4 protein-coding genes and 1 pseudogene are annotated in these 15,561 nt (G+C 69.0%); 3 read left to right on the forward strand and 2 right to left on the reverse strand.

Annotated features, from left to right (window positions below):
- Positions 1 to 24: 24 nt before the first annotated feature.
- The 3 genes and pseudogenes from OG595_RS28995 (at position 25) to OG595_RS29005 (ending at position 4,322) form a co-directional block, all read left to right on the forward strand.
- Positions 25 to 3,258, forward strand: a complete 3,234-nt coding sequence (locus OG595_RS28995; protein WP_329277031.1) for a S41 family peptidase — start codon at positions 25 to 27, stop codon at positions 3,256 to 3,258.
- Between the two features lie 167 nt (positions 3,259 to 3,425).
- Positions 3,426 to 4,031 (forward strand): annotated as a pseudogene (locus tag OG595_RS29000) (transcriptional regulator); the annotation flags it as partial.
- A 75-nt stretch (positions 4,032 to 4,106) separates the two neighbouring features.
- A complete protein-coding gene (locus OG595_RS29005; RefSeq protein ID WP_329277032.1) occupies positions 4,107 to 4,322 on the forward strand; it encodes a hypothetical protein in 216 nt (71 codons plus the stop codon).
- A 557-nt stretch (positions 4,323 to 4,879) separates the two neighbouring features.
- Here OG595_RS29005 and OG595_RS29010 read toward each other — a convergent pair.
- Both OG595_RS29010 and OG595_RS29015 read right to left on the reverse strand, forming a co-directional pair.
- On the reverse strand, positions 4,880 to 11,713 hold the full coding sequence (locus OG595_RS29010) for a polymorphic toxin-type HINT domain-containing protein (RefSeq protein WP_329277035.1): 6,834 nt from the start codon (positions 11,711 to 11,713) through the stop codon (positions 4,880 to 4,882).
- Positions 11,714 to 11,803: 90 nt separating this feature from the next.
- Positions 11,804 to 15,433, reverse strand: coding sequence for a LamG-like jellyroll fold domain-containing protein (locus OG595_RS29015; protein WP_329277037.1), 3,630 nt, complete (start codon positions 15,431 to 15,433; stop codon positions 11,804 to 11,806).
- Between the last annotated feature and the right edge of the window lie 128 nt (positions 15,434 to 15,561).

Genomic DNA, 15,561 nt, shown 5'->3' on the forward strand with positions numbered 1-15,561 from the left:
GGACTCGTTGCCTAGGGTGATCAGGTGACTCAGCCCTCTTCGCCTGCGTATCTCCGGTTTCCGCATCTGCACGGCGACCTGGTCGCCTTCACCGCCGAGGACGACGTCTGGGTCGCCCCGCTCGACGGCGGCCGGGCCTGGCGCGTCAGCGCCGACAACGTACCGGTGAACCATCCCCGTATCTCCCCGGACGGCACCCACCTCGCCTGGACCTCCACCCGTGACGGCGCCCCCGAGGTGCATGTCGCCCCGATCGACGGCGGATCCACCAACCGGCTCACCTACTGGGGCAGTTCGAAGACCCAGGTGCGCGGCTGGACCCCCGACGGGCAGGTCCTCGCCATCAGCACCCAGGGGCAGGCCAGCCTGCGCCGTTCCTGGGCCCGGGCCGTACCCCTCGACGGCGGCCCGGCGACCGTCCTGCCGTACGGGCCGGTCGGCGATGTCGCACACGGTCCGGCGACCGTTCTCCTCTCCGCCCCCATGGGGCGCGAGGCGGCCTGGTGGAAGCGGTACCGGGGCGGTACGGCAGGGAAGTTGTGGATCGACAGGGACGTCCGCGACGGAGAGGGCGCCGGCGAGTTCGTACGCCTGCACGCCGACCTCGACGGGAACCTCGAATACCCGGTGTGGGTCGGGGAGCGCATCGCCTTCCTCTCCGATCACGAAGGGGTCGGGGCGCTGTACTCGTCCCTGGCCGACGGGTCCGACCTGCGACGCCACACCCCGATCGACGGGTTCTACGCCCGGCACGCCGCGAGCGACGGCAGCCGTGTCGTCTACTCCTCCGCCGGTGAACTGTGGTTGCTGGACGACCTGGAGGGGGCCGAGCCGCGTCGGCTCGACATCCGGCTCGGCGGGCAGCGTGTCGACCTCCAGCCCCATCCCGTCAGCGCCTCCCGGTGGTTCGGGTCCGGAGCGCCCGACCACACCGGACGCGGCAGCGCCATCGGGGTGCGCGGGTCCGTGCACTGGGTCACCCACCGGTCCGGCCCGGCCCGGGTGCTCGCCTCCGGGCACGGGGTACGGGCCCGGCTGCCCCGCGCCTTCCGCGTGGACGGCGAGGAGTGGGCCGTGTGGGTGACGGACGCGGAGGGTGACGACGCGCTGGAGTTCGCCCCGGCGACCGGTGTCGCAACGGGGACCACTCCGCGCCGGCTCGCCGCCGGACAGCTCGGGCGGGTCCTCGGCCTCGCCATGGCGCCCGACGGCAGCCGGGCCGCCGTCGCCTCCCACGACGGGCGCGTCCTGCTCGTCGAGCGGGAGTCCGGGGAGGTGCGCGAGGTCGACCGCAGCGACGACGGTGACGTGTCCGGGCTCGTCTTCTCGCCGGACTCGGCCTGGCTCGCCTGGTCCCACCCGGGGCCGCGTCCGCTGCGTCAGCTCAAGCTCGCCAACACCACCGATCTGTCGGTGACCGAGGCGACTCCGCTCCGGTTCCGGGACTACTCGCCCGCGTTCACCGCTGACGGCAAGCATCTCGTCTTCCTCTCGGCGCGGTCCTTCGACCCCGTCTACGACGAGCACGTGTTCGACCTCGCCTTTGTCGGCGGTTCGCGTCCGCACCTCATCCCGCTCGCCGCGACCACGCCCTCGCCCTTCGGGCCGCAGCGGCACGGGCGGCCCTTCGAGGCGCCGGACAAGGACGAGACCCCCGACAGCGAGGGCGCCCCGGCCACCCGTATCGACCTCGACGGGCTCGCCGACCGCATCGTGCCGTTCCCGGTCGAGGCGGCCCGCTACTCCAACCTGCGGGCCGCCAAGGACGGCGTCCTGTGGCTGCGCCACCCGGTGCGCGGAGTGCTCGGCTCCTCCCGGGCCACCCCGGACGACCCCGACCCCAAGACCGAGCTGGAGCGGTACGACCTCGCCCAGCGGCGCATCGAACACCTCGCCGGGGACGCCGACCACTTCGCCGTCAGCGGCGACGGCAAACGCGTCCTGCTGTGGACCGACGGCAAGCTGAAGGTCGTACCCAGCGACCGGCGTGCCTCGAACGACGACGAGAGCGACTCGAACATCACCGTCGACCTGTCGCGGGTCCGGCAGAGCGTCGACCCGGTCGTCGAATGGCGGCAGATGTACGACGAGAACGGTCGCATCATGCGCGACAACTTCTGGCGTGCGGACATGGGCGGCACCGACTGGAACGGCGTCCTCGACCGCTACCGGCCGATCCTCGACCGCGTCGCCACCCACGACGACCTCGTCGACCTTCTCTGGGAGGTCCAGGGCGAGCTGGGCACCTCGCACGCCTACGTCACCCCGCGCGGCGGACACGGCCACGGTGAGCGGCAGGGCCTTCTCGGCGCCGACATCTCCCGGCACGCGGACGGCCCCCAGGGCACGCCCCTGTGGCGCGTCGACCGCGTCCTGCCCGCCGAGACCTCCGACCCCGACGGCGTCTCCCCGCTCGCCGCACCCGGCGTCGCGGTGCGCCCGGGCGACGCGATCGTCGCGGTCGCCGGACAGCCCGTCGACCCGGTCGCCGGGCCCGGCCCGCTGCTCGTCGGTACGGCGGGCAAGCCCATCGAGCTGACCATCTCGCCGTCCGGCGGCGGCGATCCGCGGCACGTGGTCGTCGTACCCCTCGCGGACGAGGAACCGCTCCGCTACCACGCGTGGGTCAACGACCGGCGGGCGTACGTCGCCGAGAAGTCCGGCGGCCGGCTCGGCTATCTGCACGTGCCCGACATGCAGGCGCCCGGCTGGGCCCAGATCCACCGCGACCTGCGGATCGAGGTCGCCAAGGAAGGGCTGGTCGTCGACGTCCGCGAGAACCGGGGCGGGCACACGTCCCAGCTGGTCGTCGAGAAGCTGGCGCGGCGGATCGTCGGCTGGGACCTGCCGCGCGGGCTACGGCCGTACAGCTATCCGGAGGACGCGCCTCGCGGGCCCGTCGTCGCCGTCGCCAACGAGTTCTCGGGGTCGGACGGGGACATCGTCAACGCGGCGATCAAGGCGCTGGGGATCGGCCCCGTGGTCGGTACGCGGACGTGGGGCGGCGTGATCGGCATCGACAGCCGCTACCGGCTCGTCGACGGGACGCTCGTCACCCAGCCCAAGTACGCCTTCTGGCTTGAGGGTTACGGCTGGGGCGTCGAGAACCACGGGGTCGATCCCGACGTGGAGGTCGTGCAGACCCCGCAGGACTACGCGGCCGGGCGGGACGTCCAGCTGGACGAGGCGATCCGGCTGGCACTGGAGTCGCTGGAGGAGCGGCCGGCGAAGGCTCCGCCTGGGTTGCCGGAGTTGTAGGAACTCGGTGTTGCGTGAGGTGCCCCCAACTGGTCCTGTACATGGATCAGTTGGGGGCGTGACTCGTCCTGGGTAGTGGATCAGGGCGAGTGCCGCAGGAGACGTTGAGGCGCCCGCTGCGGGTTACGCGTGGCCCACGACGGGGCCCATGGCTGGGCGACATCTGGACGGGCCTGAGGGGTATGAGCGTCCAGGCCGTGGACCTTGGGCACGGACAGGAGGCGATGCGCCTGGCCGACGCCGCTGCTGCTGCCGCTCCGAACGCCGGTCCTCGAATGCGTGCGTTCCTTGCCGGCCAGCAGGCACACGCTGCCGCCCGGACCGGGGAACGCGGTAAGGCTCTCAGGTACCTCTGGGAGGCCGAAGTCGCCATGGACAAGGCGGAGTCCAGAGCGAAGATCTTCGCTTCGTACGACCCCGCCGCCCTGAACTACCACACGAGTCAGGTGCGGTACGAGTTGGGCGACAGGGCGGGTGCCGTGGAGGCGCTGGAGCAGGCCGACGGATTGCGCTACGACGTTTACCGGCGCACGCGCGTCCATCACCGTGGAATTCTCGCCGAGCGCCAACTGTCTGTCGGCCACCTGGAAGCCGCCTGCGCCACGTGGAATCTTGCGCTGGACGACTATCCGTTCGTCCAGTCCGGGCGCGCGGATGAGCGCATGCGGAACATGTTCAAGCCGGTCCGCCCGCACCTGGGCAACCCGGTGGCGCGGGAACTCCACGAACGAGCACGGCTGGTCACTTCCGCGTCCCTGCAGTCCGCCAAGTAATTGGCTTGCCCCAAACCGGGTGCCAGGGAAATGCTGGACCATTTCGAGTAGTTGGCCCCAGAGGATGAGTAGAGCATGACGTCGGCGCATGGCGAGTACCTGCGGCAGCTGATCACGCGGGCGAAGGACGGTGCCATTCCGCAGCGTGAGGTGAAGGAGATCGCCCGCGCGCTGGGTGCCGGTCGCGGCGAGTCGATGGGGCCGCCCGAGGGAGTCACGCGTGCGGAGTGGTCGGAGGGCTTGCTGAAGGCGGCGCGTGGCCGACTGTGTGAGGCGGCGTGTCAGCTTTGAACCGCTGACAGCCGACGCCAAGGAGTTCGGTCGCAGGCAGCGTGCGCACCCTGGCTCGCCGGAGTGGGAGACCTGGACGCCGTCACCTACGGACTACGAGTTCAACCTGAGTACCGTCGACACCGGATCGTATAGGGCACCAAAATTCTTGTCCGGTGTTCCTCACTGCCCGCCAAAAAACTGGCGGGCAGTGAGGAACACCTCAAGTGTCGGTAACTTCTTTTGGATCGAACCGATGTGGATTCTAGTTTCCGGACATGCGTGAATGTCTCAGATAGATCAATCTCCACGAACGTCCGGGCCAGGCCCCATCAGGCAGTCCGACATAGACCTCCACGTCAATGTGAAATCGACCCTCAAGGAATGCGTCCAGCTCGGACTTGATATCGTCGACATCTTCTTCGAAGTCGGAGGAAATGTTCGACACTGCGAAATGTAGAGTAATCCGTTCAGTGTCTACCTGAACTGCGATTGCGTAAACATTTTCAGTGATCAATCCGAGGGTGGCCTGCATGGCTTGAATGACGAAGTAATTTTCGCGGTCCAGGGCATTCAATTCATGGAGTCCAGTTCGGATTGGTCGGGACGATGCTGGGTTTTGCGGTTCCCTTGATCATGAATACATTCGTCGGCTGGTCAACATAGCCGGCTCCCGGGTTGTTGTTGTATCCAGTGACGCCATCGTATCGGATCACGGTGTGCCCCTCCTTGGTTGTGCCAAGGACTGTTGTTCGGCCGGCGTGGTAGGCGTCGAGAACTTGTTCCCCGTCATTGAAGGATTTGAGATATGAACCGCCGCCGAATTCTGGGCGTCCCTCGACGTGTCGATACTGCTTTTGGCTCAGTTTGGTGGAAATGCAGGGCGTACTGTTGTGCACCAGGACCGGTACATCTCCCGCCAGCACATAGAACGTGTGCAGGTCGTCGACCGTGAGGTTGTACGTGCGGACGTGGTCGTCGTACGCGCGGTTTCCGGTGACGACGACAGTGTCGCCCTCGTCCGTGCGCAGGGTCATGCCCGGTGTGAGGTCGCCCGCCTCGACCCAGTCGTTCTCCGACGGTGACCAGAACGGGTGTTCATAGGTCGCGGTCAGCTTCTCGATGCCGTCCTTGGTCGCGATGGACAGCTCGTTGAAGTGCTTGTCGCCGTCGGTGATGATGAGGCGTGTGACCTTGCGGGCGCCGGTCTCCCCCGTCTTCGGGTCGGTCGCCAGAACCTCGTCGCCGACCTCGACGTCCTCGATGTCCTTGGTCGAGCCGTCGGCCATCTCGACGTCTGTGCCCGCGAGGAAGCACTTTTTGCAGGAGGGACCCGGTACGTCTACATCCTTCGCCTCCTTCTTGCTGGTGTTCTTCACCAGCTTCTTGGCCACCGACTTGAGCAGACCGGGAAGGTTGATCCAGCCCGCCACCTCGGCCACGTCGTCGCCGGTGTCGTAGGCCTGGGAGTCCTCGTCGACGCCCTGGCCCTCCACGAAGTCGTCGTAGGCGTCGATGGGCTGGCTGCAGTCCTGGAACCAGCAAGCCGGGGTGAGTTCGGCCATGGCGCCCCAGCCCGCGAGCAGGTTGTGGCCGAAGCCCGCCGCGGCGTCCTTGAAGGAGCCCTCCGCACGTGGGTCCTCGGGCTCCACGTTGGTGTTGCAGCCCGGTTTGTACGCCGGGTACGTGGCCGAGCAGTCGGTCCCCGTACTGGAGGATCCGCTCCCGTAGCTGCCGGTGCCCATGGTGGACATGCCGCCGGAACTGCCGGAGCTGGAGGACTTGTTGGAGACGTAGTTGTAGTACGCGACGACGAGTCTGACGATCGCGACGACGAGCGCGATGAGGGCGAAGAAGAACTTGCCGTCCGGGTCCGCGAAGGTGACCGGGTTGTTGTTGCTGTAGGCGTACCCGTTGATCTGCTGCGGGTCCGTGAGGTCCGCCAGCGGGTCGACGCTGACGAACCGTCCGGTGGACGGGTCGTACTCGCGTGCTCCCAGGTGGGTGAGGCCTGTTGGGTCCTGCGTGCCGCCTACGAAGCCCCGTTCGCCGACCCATGCGGTGGCGCCCGTGCCCCGGTCCTCGCCGAACGGCTTCATCTGGCGCCGGGTGACCCGCTGGGTCGCCGCTTCGATCTGAACGCTGGCAGTGCCGTTGTGGTCGCCTGCCATCCAGGTCAGGCCGGCCACGTTGCGCACCGCGACGGTCTCGCCGCCGTGGACGTAGTAGCGGGTCGCCGACACATTGCCGCTCGCCTTGTCGAGCCGCAGTTCGGTCTCGCCGAGGTAGAGGGTGGTGCCGGTGGCGTCGCGGCGGATCAGACGGTTGCCGTCGGCGTCGTTCAGGTACTCGGTGGTCGACTTGTCCGCCTCGGTGACCTTCTCCAGGCTGCCCTCGGTGTTGAAGTCGAGGTTCTGGGTCTTGCCGCCGACTGTCCTGAGGTCGGTGTTGCCCGCCTTGTCGTAGGTGTAGCCGGTGGTGGCGGTGACCGCGCCGTCCTTCTTGGTCTCGGTGGAGGCCAGGGCGTGCGGGCGGGGCTGGTCGGCCGTCTTGTAGACGTACGAGGTGGTGGCCCCGGACAGGTGGTCAGTGGACGTCTTGCGGTTGCCCGCGCTGTCGTAGGAGAACGACTGCCAGTACTTGCCGGGACCGCCCACGTTGGCCGTGGCGGGCGCGGTCGCGCAGTCCGCTGTGGTCGTCCAGGCGGACTTCAGGCGGCGGTGGCCGTCGTAGGTGAAGCACTGACGGTCCGTCGGGCTGGTGGCCCTGTCCTCGATCTCGAGCGGGTTGCCGGCGAGGTCGTAGCGGTAGTATGCGTCCGCGTCGGTGCCGGTGTGGGTCTCGGAGACCACGTTCTGGCGGGCCAGCCGCTTGGTGCCGGTCTCGTACGACCGGTTGATCTCCGTCCAGTCCGCCGAGGACGAGACGCCCAGCGTGGTGCGGATCTTCTCGCCGGCCGGTAGATAGTCCGTGTTCTGGACTATGCCGGTGAGGCCCTGCAGGGTGTCCGGCATGCGCTGCTCGGTGTAGCCGTACGACAGGACCTCCTGGCCGAGGCCGCCCATCGCGGGGATGGTGCGCTTCTGCGGAGTGCCGTCGAGGTTGTAGGCGTTGGTGATGGTCCAGGTGCCGTTGGTGCCGGACAGGGCGCCTTCGGTCTTGCTGATCGTGTACTGCTCGTTCAGGACCCGGTAGTTCTTGTCGTACTTGGCGTTGGTGAGCGCGTACGCGCTGCCGCTCTTGCCGCCCACGTAGCGGATGGCGGAGGTGAGCCGGCCCTTCGCGATCGAGTCGTACGTCCAGCGCGCGAGGTACTTGGCGTCCTCCGGCGCGGGAGCGCCGTTCACCACCGGCACCTTGCCGTCGAGCTTGCCGGTGGTCCGGCCGAGCAGGTCGTAGGTGAAGCCGACGGTCTTCTGCCGGGCGTCGGTGGTCGCCACCTGCTGGTCGAGGTCGTTGTACTCGGACGAACCGGCGCCCGCGTCGGGGTCGGAGACGCTGTCCTGGCGGCCCAGGAAGTCGAAGCCGTACGACCAGGAGTTGCCGTCGTCGTCCTTGACGGAGGTCAGCCGGTCGGCGTGGTCGTAGCCGTAGGTGAGGCGGCTGAAGGAGCCGGTCGCCTTGTTGCCGTCGTACTCCAGCTTCTCGGTCAGCCGGCCGCGAGCGTCGACCTTCTCCCGCACGGCCGGGGCACCGGCGGGCGGTTCGACGGTGGTCGTGTCGCCGTTGTAGGTGTGCGTGGTGCGGGAGAACTCCTTCTCGTTGGTCAGCACCTTCTCGATCACCGGCCGCCCGGCACCGTCGTACACGGTCTCCGTGCCGGCCGGGGCCGCCGTCAGCAGGTCGGCGAGCTTGCCGGAGGGGGCGGTGGTGTCGATGTAGTCCGCCGACGACGACACGGCGAGGCCGCGCGTGTCGTACTTGGTCTCGGTGACTACCCGGCCCGTGCCGGACGCGGCGGGCGTCTGGGTCTGGCGCAGCCGCAGCAGCGCGTCGTAGATGGCGTACTCGGTGCGGTACGTGGTGCCGTCGTTGTTCAGCGACTTGGTGGCGACCCAGGACGCGTCGGTGTTCTGGACCCGGTACTCGAACTTGTGCGACGGCGTCTGGTTCGCACCGCGGTCACGGTCGGCGAGCCATACGTCGGTGAGGCGGCCGAAGCTGTCGTACGCCAGGTCCGTGCGGTTGCCGTTCGGGTCGACGGTGGAGGTCCGCACACCCCAGTCGGGGGCGAACTCGGTGGTGGTGGAGTGGTCGAGGGCGTTGGTCTCGGTCAGTTTGGTCAGCGGACCGCCCGCCGCCGGGGTGTACACGGCGTGGTTGGTCCGGGTGCCCTTGGTGTCCCAGCTGTCGGTGAGGCGGCCCAGGGCGTCGTACTTGGCGGTGGTGACGGTCTGGAGCACGGCGGTGCCGTCGGCGTTGTAGCCGGTGACCCGCTCCTGCCGGGTCGCGTCGCCCTTCGTGGGTGCCTTGCCGTAGGCCTGGTCGTCGTACGAGACCCGCACATCCGAGATCACGTCGGTGGTCTTCGGATCGTTCGTCCGCTTCGGCGTCGCGTCGCACCCGGTGGAAACCTTCTCCGCCCGCTTGGGCAGCGACCGGATCCAGGCCGACTCGTTGACGGCGTACTCGGTGACGACGCAGTCCTTCTCACCCGCCGCGTCCGTCTCCTCCTTCAGCGCGAGACCGCTCGTCGGGTCGTACGTCGTCGACTTGGTGGAGGTCAGCGTGTCGCCGCCGGTCACCGGGGTGCGGGTGACCGAGGAGGCGGTACGGACCATGTACGCGTTGACCGTGCCGTAGGAGTGCTTGGCCGTTGCGGTCGTACGTGACCAGGGGGTGTTGATGGACCCGCTGGTCTCGGCGCCGTCGACCCCGTTGTACGTGATCTGCTCACGCAACTGGCCCGTGAACTGCTCGGAGTCCGTCACCGCCTTGCCCGTGGAGTCGGTGACCGTCTCCTTGCGGGTGGTGGCGCCGGACTGCTTGTCGCCGTCCATGCCCCGGTAGTAGAGGGACACGGACTTGGAACGGGTGCCCGAGGGTTCACCGGTGGTCGTGGTGACCTTCTGGTAGCCGCGCCAGATGCCCCAGGTGCGGTACTTGGCCTGGGTGATGGGCGACTCGTCGTCGTACGCCCACGCACCGCCGCTGCTGTAGCTGTAGTCCGTCTGCTTCAGCGGGGCACCGCCGTACGGGTCGGACTCGGTGACCTGGGTGACGACGTACTTGTGGAAGAAGTCGGTGCGCGGCTTGGGGTCCGTGCCCGGCGTCGGGTTGGACGGCGGGATCCACTTGACCGGGTAGCAGCGGCGGGTGTTGGTGTCGAGCGCGGACGGGACGTCCGTGCCGGCGACGCAGTCCTCCTTGGAGTAGTTGACGGTGAGCTTGGAGCCGGTCTCCGAGAGGACCGAGCGGACGCGCCACTTGATGAAGGGGGCGACGTCGTCACCGGTGCGGTCGACACGGTTGTGCAGCTGGATGCCGCTGAACGTCACCGCGGGCAGGGAGGCGTCGGTGCCCGCCTTGCCGGTGCGCTTGATGGAGTCCAGCCACAGGCCGGCGTCGGAGCCGTCGCCCGGGTCGGGGAAGGTCTGCCCGAGGTGCCAGGCGTTGACGGCGCGGTAGTCGGTCTCGGCGCTGCCGGAGCCGTCGTACACCTGGGTGGTGACGTCGGTCAGGCGCTTGCGGGTGAAGAACGCCGGGCTGGGCTGGTCGGTGCAGGGCTTGTCGGCGGCGCAGATCTGGTCGAACGGGACGTCCGGCCAGGCGTTGCGGTTGGCGGAGGTCAGCGAGCCGCAGGTCTCTCCGCCGGAGACCGGCAGGCAGCGCTCGCCGACGGTGAACTTCACGCGGGCCGCGGCCGGTTGGGTGGTGGAGAAGATCGTGTCGGTGCGCTGGCCGTAGTCGATGCGCTTGAGCCAGCCGCTCCGGACGTACTCGGTGCCGTTGCCGGTGGTGCCGTTCTTGGCGTAGTGGTTGAGCTCCTTGTCGTACCAGTACGTCATGACGTTGCCGTGCGGGTCCACGACGTAGTCGAGGTTCCACCGCCAGGCCTGCGTCTTGGCGCGGCCGGCGAAGGAGTCGCCGGAGGAGTACCCGGGCTCGCCGGAGTCGTCGCCGAACACCGGGAGCGTCCACACCGAGTTGGTCTCGTCCTTGCCCGAACTCCAGCCGGGCAGACGGTTCTTGCCGAACACGTACTGGGTGCCGTCGGTCGAGGTGACCGTCCAGAACTCGCCCTTGTCGCCGTTCTCCCCGGTGTCACCGTCGTCGCCGTTGACGGCGCCGGTGTCGTGGACGACCCGCTCGCCGTCGTCGCTCTTGGGCCGCCACTTGCCGCCCTCGTTCACCAGGGGCGTGGACTTGCCGTTGAGAACGAGGGAGGCGTTGTCCTCCTTCCAGCACTGGTCGTACTTCTTGTCCTGGCCGTCGTCCTCGCAACTGCCGTACGCCCGCTCGACGTACGAGGTCGACAGGTCGAAGCCCTCGCCGATCCAGGACGGCTGCGCGCTGGTGGAGGAGGTGCGGCCGTCCACGCTCTGCGCGGAGTAGCCGATGGACAGGTTGGGGGCCGGGCCCGCCGGGGTCGGCGGGGTCTCCAACGGGTAGTTCCAGGTGAAGTCACCGTTGGAACCGCCGGCCGACCACGTGGAGGAGGCCGCCAGCGGGGTGGCCTCGTAGGTGCCCTGGTCGGAGCCGGCTGCGGCGGACAGGGCCATGACCATCGCGGCGGGCGCGGCCTTGGTTGCCCTGCCGGCCGTGTTCGCCTTGGGGACGGTCACCTGCGCGGTGACCGTCCCGGCCTCGCCGTCGTTCTCCGACGCGACCGGTGTGGTCCTGCGGCACTCCGCCTTCTCGGGCGTCGTCAGCGCGCACGCGGGGAGGCTGACGAGCCGCAGGCGGGAGGACCAGTTGCCGCTGTAGGCGTCGGCGAAGGAGCTGTAGTCGACGGTGGTGGCCGCCTTGCCGCCGTCGCCGCCGGAGACGGCGAACACCAGCCCGTCGATGCCGAGTTGGCCGGTGGCCTTGCGGTCGAGGACGCGTACCTTCGGCGCGTTCACCGTGCTCTTCGTCGCCCGGGTGACCGCCTTCGACGGCCGGACCCGTACGGCCGACGCGTCCGGCCATGTCACCTTCGCACGGGCCTTGGCGAGCGTCTCGCGCGCGGCGGCCACGGTCGGGTCGTGGACCTCGGTGACCTTCGGGTCGAAGGGCTCGGCCTTGCCGTACCTGGCCTTCGGCAGGCTGGTGTGGTCGCGGTCCTCGTCGGCCGCCAGCGCCGGGGCGGCGCTCAGCAGGGTGGCGACGACCGCCGTGGACAAGGGCAGGGCGACGGACGCCAGCCGGCGCCGGCTCGCTCTGCTCCATGCCCAGCTTTTGGGCAGCAGTGAGCTGTTCCTGGACAACACGTGGAGGTTCTCCCGGATGAGAGGTGTGTGGAGGTGTGCCGGGCCGGCGGCCCGGCACACCGGGTGGGGGAAGTGGGCGCTGAGCGACGGCTATTCGATCGGCACCGGTGGCTCGTCCACCGTCGCGAGCCGGGTGATCTCCGCCTCGGACAGCACGCCCGTGTAGACGCGGAGGTCGTCGAGCCGCCCCGGCAGGTAGTTGCCCCACTCACCGTTGTCGTGGCGGCGCGCCATGCCGGCCAGCATCGTCCCGGTCGACTGGAAGCCCTCCTCGCTGAGGACGCCGTCCTCGTCGCCCTGCCGCTGGCCGGAGACGTAGAGCTTGATCGACCGGTTCACCGAGTCGAAGACGCCGGCGACGTGCACCCACCCGCTCGGCGTGTTGACCTCGTCGGACGTCACCGTGGCGGCGGGTCCGTCGAGGACGTCCGTCTCGTACCGGCCGAAGTTCCAGTCGCCGACGGACTGGCCCGCCTCCTGCCGGTACCAGAGACGGAAGGAGTTCCGCTTGGCGCCCGGGTGGGCGATCACCGTCGGCGAGTACGCCCTGGCCGTGTCGTCGAGTTCGCCGCTGCCGATGTCGACCCAGCCCGCGACCGTGTAACTGCCGGACTGGTCCAGCTCGACCGACGCGACACCACGGCCCGTCAGCGCGGCGTCGAGGGTGAGGACGGTGCCGTGCGCGGGGTTGTCGGTGGGGGTGAGGGTCGCGCCCTCCCGGAGGCTCATGGTGTTGCCCCGGCCGGTGACGTCCGCCGTGCTGGTGCCGGAGGCCTCGTCGAACACCCAGTGGGCGATCAGCGCGGACTCGGTCTGCCCGGTGGCCGGGCTCTCGGCGTTGGCGATCGCCCACAGCTCGTTCTCGAAGACCACCCGGTTCCACACCTGGACCTGGTCGAGGTCGCCCTCGAACCAGGAGGAGTAGATGCCCAGCCCCTTCATCCGGCCGACCTCGAAGGTGCCCTTCGCCGCCCACGGCGTGGTGAACTCCGTGGCCGCCTGGAGCTGCCCGTTGACGTACAGCCGGATCTGCTTCCTGTTGTGGTCGTACACGCCCATCAGGTGCGTCCACGCGCCCACCACGGGCGGCTTCTTGGAGACCGCGCGGACGATCGTGGTGTCGTCGGCGTCGGTCGAGTACCGGTTGAAGATCCACCGGTCGTAGGACTGCGAGTAGTACAGCTGGAAGGCGCCCATCCGGGTGCCGCTCTGCGAGGCCAGGGTGGAGACGTGGTCCTTCCCGGTCAGCCGCACCCAGCCACCGACAGCGAAGCTGTTGGTGGTGTCCAGCACGGAGGACGTGGTGACGCCCGCGCCGCTCGTGCCGTTGGTGCTCACACCGCCGCCCAGGCGCGCGTTGTCCGTCCAGGCCGTCGAGGTGAGGGCCAGCGGCCGGTTCCCGCCGGAGGAGTCCGCGGCGGTCGTACCGCTGCCGTCGTCGAGCTTCCAGCTCGCCACCGGGTCGGAGCCCTTGGCCACCCGGAACAGGTAGTCGGCGTGGGGACTCGCGTTGCCTGCGCCGTCGTACGTCTGCACCCGCAGGGTGTTGGTCAGCCGCTTGTCGGGCGCGGCCTCGACCTCGTACGTCGGCGTGTTGGCGGTGAACGTCCTGCTGCCGAGCTTCACGCCGTTGAGCCACCAGTCGTAGCGGCGTACGTCACCCGCGCCGCCCTCGACCTTGAAGCCGGCGGTCATCCCGACACTGCCCAGCTCCGGGTCGGCGGCGTCGCAGCTGGTGCCCGCGCACTCCTTGTAGACGGCCGAGGAGACCTTGGGCACCGGCGGACCCTTGGAGTCGACCTTGAAGTAGCAGTAGCCCGACCACGGCCCGAACAGGGAGGACGTGTCGCCCTTCCACGTGTACTTGTACTCGGTACGGGCCCGGAACTTGTACGTGACCGTCTCGTCGAGCGTCGCCGTCTGCGCCGTACCGGCCGTACCGCTGTCCGTCCATGTCGACGGCTTCAGCGAGGTCGCCGTGGTGGCGGCTCCCTTGTACAGCTCGAAGTTGGGGCGCAGCGAGGCGTTCGACGCGTCGCTCGACGTCGGCGTCGCGGTCAGCCGGGGCGTGGCGTCCCGGATCTGCGCCGGTGCGGAGGAGGCCGAGCAGGAGACCTTCGGGTCGGACATCTTCACCGACGACGGCTTGCTGTCCGGCGGCGTCACATACGTGATCGACAGGCGGGGCTTGCGCGTTGAGGTGGCGTCCGGATCCAGCGGGGACATGAACTGCTTCCACGCGATCGGGTCGCCCTCGTCGGCCCGCAGACCGAGCGTGGTCAGGGTGTCCTTCGCCTTCGCGGTGTGCGCGACGGCCGCCGTGGCGTCGAACTCGATGTCCCCGTCCGGGCAGTCGGAGGAGTGCCCCTTCGCGGCCGAGACCGTGTCCACCTTCGCGTACCACTTCAGCGACGTGCTCTGCGAGTTCCACGTGGTGCCCGAGGAGATCTGACTCGTGCGGTACAGGTTGACGTCCTGCTTCACACAGTTCGCCGACCAGATCGCGTACGGCGTGAACGTCGCGTTCAGGATCTTCTTGCCGGCCACCCTGCGGGTGTCGAACTGGAAGAGCGAGCGGGACTTCTTGTTGTCCACGTACGCGTCGTAGCCCACGCCCAGCGCGTGCTTGGTCTTCCAGAAGCTGGTGCCGGGCGAGTTGGACCACAGCGCGGTCCAGCCCGTCAGGGTCGCCTTGACCGCGGGCGGGTCGAGGACCACGGGGTACGAGGTGGCCTCGTTCGCGAGGAAGTCCTGGTCCGGGACGATCGAGAGGGTGTCGTCGGTGACCGTCGTGTCCATGACGGCGGTACGGGACGTGGCGTCGGCGCTGAGGGTGTCGGCGACGGCTGCGGCGTCCGTGGTCGGGACGGCGGCGGACGGGACGGCGCTGGAGGCTGCGGAGGCCGCGCTGAACGCGGCCTTCTTGGCCGTGTCCGCGGGGGCGTCGGCGCTCGCGTCCGTCCCCGCGTCCCACATCAGCGCGGAGCCGCTGGAGACCACGGCGTGCCCCGAAGCGTCCACGAACGAGGCCGCGCCCGAGTCGCCCGCGCGCACGGACAGCCCCTTGGACTCGACCGGGAAACTCACCTTCTCCAGGGCGGGCTCGGCGGCGGCCTCCCGGCTGTGAACAACCAAGTGGTAGGTGAACCCGTCCGGGTGGGCCTGCACGGCGAGGTCCACGTCGGGCAGCACCGAGCGGTAGACCGCCGACGAGCCGTCGATCTCCGGCTTCGGCAGCGTCCACGGGGACGACACCGCGTACTCCTTGCCCGCCGTCACCAGCCGGGCCAGTGGCACCTCGGTGCCGCCACCGCCGGAGAAGCGGATGTCCTCGGCGGCGCGCGGCGCGAGGCTGCCGTCCGGGCGGGTGACGAGCCTGGTGTCGACGTCCGTCCACTCGCCGTCCTTGAGGACGCGTTCGGGCGAGGTCGCCGCCTCGGCGGTGAAGGTGCCGTCAGGATTGGCCACGACCCTGCTCGTCGACGACGTCAGCTCGTCGATCTCGACGGGCCTGCCGGACGCGACCGCCCGCTCGGAGGCCCGCTGCTCGGCCGTGGCGGCCGGCAACTCGTCGTCCTCCCAGAAGTCCTTGCCCCGTGCCCCGTCGTCGGCCGTACGGCCGGAACTCCCTGTGTCCGTGTCCGCCGCCCGCACCGGTATGGCCTGTAGGCCACCGGCGAGGACGAGCGCCGCGCAGGCGCTGGTCAACGCCCCGCGCACGGCTCGACTGCGACTGATTGGTCGCACTCTTTCCCCCCGTGATTTTTATTTTTTTTGATTACCTTTTGAACGAAGGGAGACTAACCAGTAGCCCTTTTCTGACCAAGAGTGATCCATGAGACACATCT

The organism is Streptomyces sp. NBC_01451 (assembly GCF_036227485.1).
GTDB lineage: Bacteria > Actinomycetota > Actinomycetes > Streptomycetales > Streptomycetaceae > Streptomyces.